The sequence below is a fragment of the Archaeoglobus sp. genome (assembly GCF_017656475.1).
Taxonomy (GTDB): Archaea; Halobacteriota; Archaeoglobi; order Archaeoglobales; family Archaeoglobaceae; genus Archaeoglobus.
Map to the genome: position 1 here is coordinate 1 of NZ_JACDNT010000067.1, position 6,030 is coordinate 6,030.

The window sequence follows — 6,030 nt, forward strand, 5'->3', positions numbered from 1 at the left end:
TTTTATGCCGTATTTCTCAAGCAGAGCTTTGGATTCGTGTTCGAGGAGTAGCATGGAATTGCTTTGATTAACGTATATATTACAATTTTGCTGTAAATTTTAATTCATTAGATTCTCAGAAGTGTACCATCAAACATGATAGCGTACCACTCTTTGTAATCATACCTCCTGAACATGAAGCCGGCAGGTCTGTCAAGGTTAACTGCAGTTGAGGCGCAGAGGTCGTTGAAGGCAGGAAGCACAACGACCCTTTTTCCCTCCTCTATTTCTCCCGTGAGGAATACCCTCTCCCTGTAACCACCTGCAGAGTCTCTGATAAAATAGGCGGGGTGCGCATGGCCGAAAATCAGAAACTTGGCGTCCAGAATGTCTTCATCAGGCACGGCGTGTCCATGGAAAACTCCGTACTTTCCAATTCTGATAGCCTTCTCGCAGTCCAAACCGATGTCGTGGTTCCCCCTGAGCAAAATTAGCTCTGTAATCCCGCCAACCTCCCGCATAAACCTCTCATACTGACCTCTTCTTCCGAGATGCCTTAAATCACCTGCAACAATCAGCGTTTCAGCCTTTTCAGCTACGCCAAGAGCTTTCTCAATCAACTCGCTGTCGTAATGCCTAACCAAGCCAAGGTGGACGTCAGCGATAACAGCTTTTCTGCCGATAAAAAGCACGTCCTCTTCTATCCTCATTTCACTGGAAGACTTCTCTCTCAACTTCTTCGATATATGGTGAGATGTCTATTCCCGCCTCTTTGGCAACGATTAGAGCTGCAACCGGAAAGCTTACTATACCCCCAAGCTCTTCCTGCTTCTTGTTGACCATCGAGTAAACTTCCCTGCTGTCCTTTTTTAGTTTTACTGCTATTTCTTCGATGATTCTATCTGTTACAGATCTTGAGAGGAGTTCTGAGAGGTCGGGTTTGAAGTTACTGAGGTCAACATCGTCCAAATCAAAGGTTGGCTGGAGTTCGTCGTCACCTTCAAGCAGACCCTCCTTCTCAGCCTCCTCCACAACCTTCTTGCTCCCCTCGTGGGTAAACCAGTTCAAGTCGAAGCTCATGGTGTAAATCAACTCACTTCTCTTCATTTTCCTTTTCCCTTTGCTCTTGAATGCTGCAGCGATAACCTTGCGCATCATTCAGGAAAAGAATGAATCGAGAGTTAAATTTTTTCCGGCTTTTTTCTTCTTTGTTCCTACTTCTTTCCTTTCTTCCTCCTCCTCTTCCTCTCTTTCTTTTTCCTCTTCTTCTCGTTCTTTACGCGTCTCCGAAATCGTCTCTGAAATCTTATCAGCTTTCGTGAAGCTCTCAAGGAAGGTTTCATCCTCGATTCTGTGCAATCCGTGTTTCTCGATATATTCCCAAATTTCAGCAGCTCTCTCTCCAACGAGGAATTCAAGTTCTTCCTTGGTGAATTCGTAAAAAGCCGCTATGGTTGAGGCACTCTTTACATCAAGCTCTCTCAAAAGGAGTTTTATCGTGGGAAACATCTCGGTTCGGGCTTTTCTCCTTGAGAGATGGCTATATTTTCCAATCTTTTCGAGAATCTTTCTCATCATCTCTCTCTTGCTTCTGAGCTGGAATAGCATCTGCCACACAACTGGTCTTCTGTACCTCGTAAAGCCTTTCTTCGGTTTTTCCTTGGCTTGCTGAACGCCTACGGTCATGAGATAGCTCGCATACTTCCAGAGCCTGTAGTACTGCCTCCTCCTGACTCTGCCGAGGAAAATGTCTGCCCTTGAAAGTGCACCATAAGCATTAACAAGTTCCATCCCCAAATACTCTAAGGGCACGTTCTCTTCTACCCAGTGAATGACGTCTTCAGGAGACTCATCCAGAAGCATTGCCTCGTTGTAAACAGCAGGATTCTTTGTCTTGAAAATCATCTGCATTACTCTGAAAATGTCTTTTTCCTGCGTTCTCTTCGTTAGGAAAACGTCTTCTGGCTTTAGCTCCTCCTTGCCCTCTGCAAGAGCTTGAAAATCGTTGATCGCTGCTCTTAAATCACCTCCGGCATTCTCGGCAATCTGGAGAAGAACCTTTTTATCGACTTTAATCCCCTCTTTCAAAGCAATTCGCTCCAGAACTCTTGCCACCTGATGTTTTGTGAGTCTTTTGAAGTTAACCATCTCACAGAGATTTCTTAGCTCTGGAGAGAGCTTGTAGGGGTCGTTGGCGATCAAAATCAATGGCTGAGCGGGCTTTCTTTTAATTAGCCTTATGAGCGCAGCCTCCCCCCCAACATCCTCTTTCTTGTGAATGTTGTCAACCTCGTCAAGGATTATCAGCTTCAGCTTTCCCGCTCGTGAAGAAAGAAACTCACCCTCATCGCTTATTGTTTCGTTAAATGCCCCTTCCCCAACAATTCTTTCGATGATCCTCCAGCTTCTCTGGTCGCTTGCATTAAGCTCAACAACCTCCCAGCCCATCGTGTTGGCGAGAGCGAGAGCGAGGGACGTTTTTCCAACACCAGGAGGACCGGCAAGCAGTAGGGGCTTGCCCCCCCTCTTCCAGCTTTTGGCCCATTTAATGACCTTCGAGATTATGTTCTTATCCGCAACGACTTCTTCAATGGTTTTAGGCCTGTACTTCTCAACCCAGAGCATCGAACCTTAGTCGTTCCAAAAGTATATCACTTTATCTCAGGTCAATCGGAAAACGCCGGGATGATTCTCTCAGCATAAACTTTGAGAACGTACTTGGGGTCTGGGCTAACATTTATGAGCATGAAGTGTTTAACACCTGCTTTAACAAACTCCTCTATTTTATCTTCGCAATCCTCAGGTGTTCCGACTATAAAGAAGTCCCTTATCATCTCCTCGGTAACGAGAGATGAGAGTTTTAAAAACTCCATGAGCATCGCATCGTCAAGAAGGAGCTGTTCGAAGTAGAATTTTTTGGAAACTCCTTCGGGCAATTCGAGGTTGTATCCAGCCTGCTCAGCCTTTTCTACTGCAGAAACGATTACGCCGCTGAACTGCCTTGCCCTCTCCATCGCCTTCTCAAATGAGGGGTCTACTGCAGTGTATATCTGCAGGGCTGTATCAATCTCTTCAACTTTTCTTCCAGCCTTTTCACAACCACGTTCAACGTCTCTGAGGTTCTCCCTGTAAGTCTTTGGCGTTTCAGCGATTGGCATCCATCCCTCACACATCTCCCCTGTGAGCTCCCTTGTCTTGGGCCCATTTGCTCCTAAGTAAATAGGAATTGTCTTTTGAAGTGGCTTTATTTGAAGGAAGGCATCTTTAAGTTTGAACCTCTTCCCTTCATAGCTGAACTTCTCTCCCGTCCAGAGCCTCTTCATAATCTCTATACCTTCCCTCAGCGTTGTGTATGGCATTTTCCACTCTATTCCGAAAGGCTTAATATTCATCGCTTCTCCTGCACCGAGTCCGAGAAAGGCCCTTCCAAGAGAAAGGTGGTCTATGGTTGCTATGATCTGGGCCAAAACTGAAGGGTGGTAGCGAACGACGTCTGTGACACCGGTTCCAATAATGGCCTTTGAAGTCTTAACGGCTAAGGCTGAAAGCAGTGATAAGGCATTGGGTGTAAAGCCCGGAGGAACCATCAGAGTGTGATCCGGGACGGTCAGAGAGAACATTCCACCTTCTTCAGCCTGTTGGGCTATCTTCATAACTTTGTCGAGTGTGGGCATTGGCGCTGACAGAAGCATTCCGAACCTGACGCTCATGGTCAAAAATGAGTTTTTCATTACTTATGCTTTTTGATTCCATTTGCTTTTACATTAACAGTGAGAATTCGGAGAACAAAACAAAGTTAACGAACTGTCTCGCTTCGAATTTTGATGAATTTAGGCAAATACAGCTCTCGTCTTCTTCCGATGACCAGCATGCAACGATTTAACTCGTTTGGAATTAACCGAACAATATCATATATTTTTTAAATAGAAAATGCAGATTTTAGAGAGTATGCTAAGGTTGGTGTTGGTAGGGCTCTTGATACTGAGTGGGGCTACAATAACTTCCGCAATCCCCAGCGTAAACGAGCTGAAGGTGGATCAGTCCCTTTGCAGCGATAACTCCACGGCTGAATATTACGTGTACGAGAACGGAGAGTGGGTTAAGAAGAAAGAACTGGCACACTGGTGGATGTGCATCGACATTGAGGAAATAAAATCGGATTACCGTTCAGCAGCTAAAACGGCAATTGAGGTTCAGAATGCTGGAAAGGATTCTCCTTATTATGGTGGAGAGTGGATAGATCCGAGAAGAGGGATAGTTTTTGTCGTTGTGACTGATGAAAGAGTTGCTGAGAGCTACAAGGGGAAGAACGTTGTGGTTGTGAAGGGGAAGTACAGCTACAGTGAGCTTTACAAGTGGAAAAGGATGATGTTTGATGAAATGAAAAAGGATACATTCCTTAGAAACTACCTATCTATGGCTGGTCCGGAAGAAGTTAAAAACAAAATTCTCATCGGTGTTATTGTAATTAACGAGACAATTCTGGACAAAATCAAAATACTGGCAGAGAGACTTGGTATACCGATCGATGCTATCATTGTTGAGAAGACAGGAAGATTTAAGCCAGACATCATAGAAACTGAACCAGAGAGAAACATAACGATTTCAGAAGTAAAACTTTCTCGAACGGATAAAATACGTCCGATGGTCGGAGGTATAAAGATTCAAGCTCTAGGAGACTACACCCTCGGTTTCATAGCTGTAAGGAATGGCGTGATGGGATTCGTTACCGCAGGACACTGCGGGAATTTGAATAATGCAGTGTATCAGCCGGAATTAACTGCAAATCCAAGAGAGAATTTGGTTGGTAGGGTTACTGCCGATCCGGAGGGTCCGAGACACAGCGATGCTCTTTTCGTGGAGATAATTTTTGGTACCTCAGCATTCAGAATATTCAACGAACATAATCCATTAAAAGCACTATCCGGCGTTCAGCGAAATGCATGATCAGAGCAGAGGAATGCACATATGCAAAGGTGGAATAACAACGGGAGAAACGTGTGGATTGATTGAGAAGGTAAATTTCATAATAGAAGCGGACTGGCCAGAATATGGCACCCTTTACGATCAGGTTCTTGCAACCTACACTCGGGGAGGTGGCGACAGCGGAGGACCGGTTTACTACGATCCACTGGACACCTGGATAAGGAACTGGTGCGTTGAAAGGTATGGAATTAAGTGCGTTGACATTTATGGCATTCACGTTGGTGCGATAATTAACAATTCAAGAACCTACAGCGTCTACAGCCCGATAAGTGGAATCGAACGAGACCTCGGCAACCTGCAAACCAGCTAATTTTTTACTATTTTTTAACGAAAAATTTAATATGGTGTTGTTGAACATATGTCAATGGTAAAGATACTCACTGTGAAAACCTTCAACGCACTATCATCTGACACTAGAGTAAGAATACTTAAACTCCTTAAAGAGAAAAAGATGAATTTAAGTGAGATTTCAAGAAGTCTGGACATGTCAAAGTCGAGTGTTAGTGAGCATATGGAGAAGCTACTTGAGGCAGGACTTGTGGCAAAAAACCGGCATGGAAAATGGGTTTACTACTCTCTCACAGACCTTGGCAGAAGGGTCGTTGAAGGTGCAGAGTTGGTGGTAAAAGTAATCCTTACCATAGGCTTTGTTTTGATTGCAACGGGACTCGCTCAGATTTACAGATATCTAACTCGGCCAAGGTTCTAGATAATTGTTGATAAAATACCTCCCGCACCACCTACCGAACAATCAATGTACGAGAGTATTATATCAGCGATCTGTGAAAATTCACTCCAGATTCTTGCAGTAATCGGTGGTATCGTTTTAATCCTGCTTGGGTTGAAGATTAAAGTACGTAGGACGGGATAAAAAAGTCATTCAGCTTTGCTCGAAGATTTCAGTTAGAGTAGTACGAGTAAAGCGAAAGGAGACCAAAGACGAAATACCATTTCCAAATTAAAAAACTTTCACGAATATAAAAGAAGAAAGGGGCCCTAAAAGGACTTAGACTCTCTCCACAACCATGGCCATCCCCTGCCCTCCACCGATGCAGAGCGATGCCA

At 44.4% G+C, this 6,030-nt stretch carries 7 protein-coding genes; 3 read left to right on the forward strand and 4 right to left on the reverse strand.

What is annotated here, in order from left to right:
- Nucleotides 1-107 precede the first annotated feature (107 nt).
- Genes H0Z19_RS11475 through H0Z19_RS11490 form a run of 4 tightly spaced genes read right to left on the reverse strand, consistent with a single transcriptional unit; the run spans nucleotide 108 to nucleotide 3,689 of the window.
- Nucleotides 108-689, reverse strand: a complete 582-nt coding sequence (locus tag H0Z19_RS11475; RefSeq protein ID WP_290726743.1) for a metallophosphoesterase — start codon at nucleotides 687-689, stop codon at nucleotides 108-110.
- 1 nt (nucleotide 690) lies between these two features.
- Entirely contained in the window at nucleotides 691-1,137 is a 447-nt protein-coding gene (locus H0Z19_RS11480) for a DUF2240 family protein (protein WP_290726744.1), read from the reverse strand.
- On the reverse strand, nucleotides 1,138-2,604 hold the full coding sequence (locus tag H0Z19_RS11485) for a replication factor C large subunit (protein WP_290726745.1): 1,467 nt from the start codon (nucleotides 2,602-2,604) through the stop codon (nucleotides 1,138-1,140).
- 41 nt (nucleotides 2,605-2,645) lie between these two features.
- Entirely contained in the window at nucleotides 2,646-3,689 is a 1,044-nt protein-coding gene (locus tag H0Z19_RS11490; protein WP_290726747.1) for an LLM class flavin-dependent oxidoreductase, read from the reverse strand.
- Between the two features lie 238 nt (nucleotides 3,690-3,927).
- On the opposite strand from H0Z19_RS11490, the gene H0Z19_RS11495 reads away from it, so the two are divergent.
- From H0Z19_RS11495 to H0Z19_RS11505, 3 genes are read left to right on the forward strand one after another with little or no spacing between them, the layout of a single operon-like run.
- Entirely contained in the window at nucleotides 3,928-4,926 is a 999-nt protein-coding gene (locus H0Z19_RS11495; protein ID WP_290726749.1) for a hypothetical protein, read from the forward strand.
- Nucleotides 4,919-5,275: a hypothetical protein gene (locus H0Z19_RS11500; RefSeq protein WP_290726750.1), complete on the forward strand. Its 357-nt coding sequence runs from the start codon at nucleotides 4,919-4,921 to the stop codon at nucleotides 5,273-5,275. The genes H0Z19_RS11495 and H0Z19_RS11500 overlap by 8 nt, the downstream gene beginning before the upstream one ends.
- A gap of 54 nt (nucleotides 5,276-5,329) precedes the next feature.
- Nucleotides 5,330-5,674, forward strand: coding sequence for a winged helix-turn-helix domain-containing protein (locus H0Z19_RS11505; RefSeq protein WP_290726751.1), 345 nt, complete (start codon nucleotides 5,330-5,332; stop codon nucleotides 5,672-5,674).
- Nucleotides 5,675-6,030 lie beyond the last annotated feature (356 nt).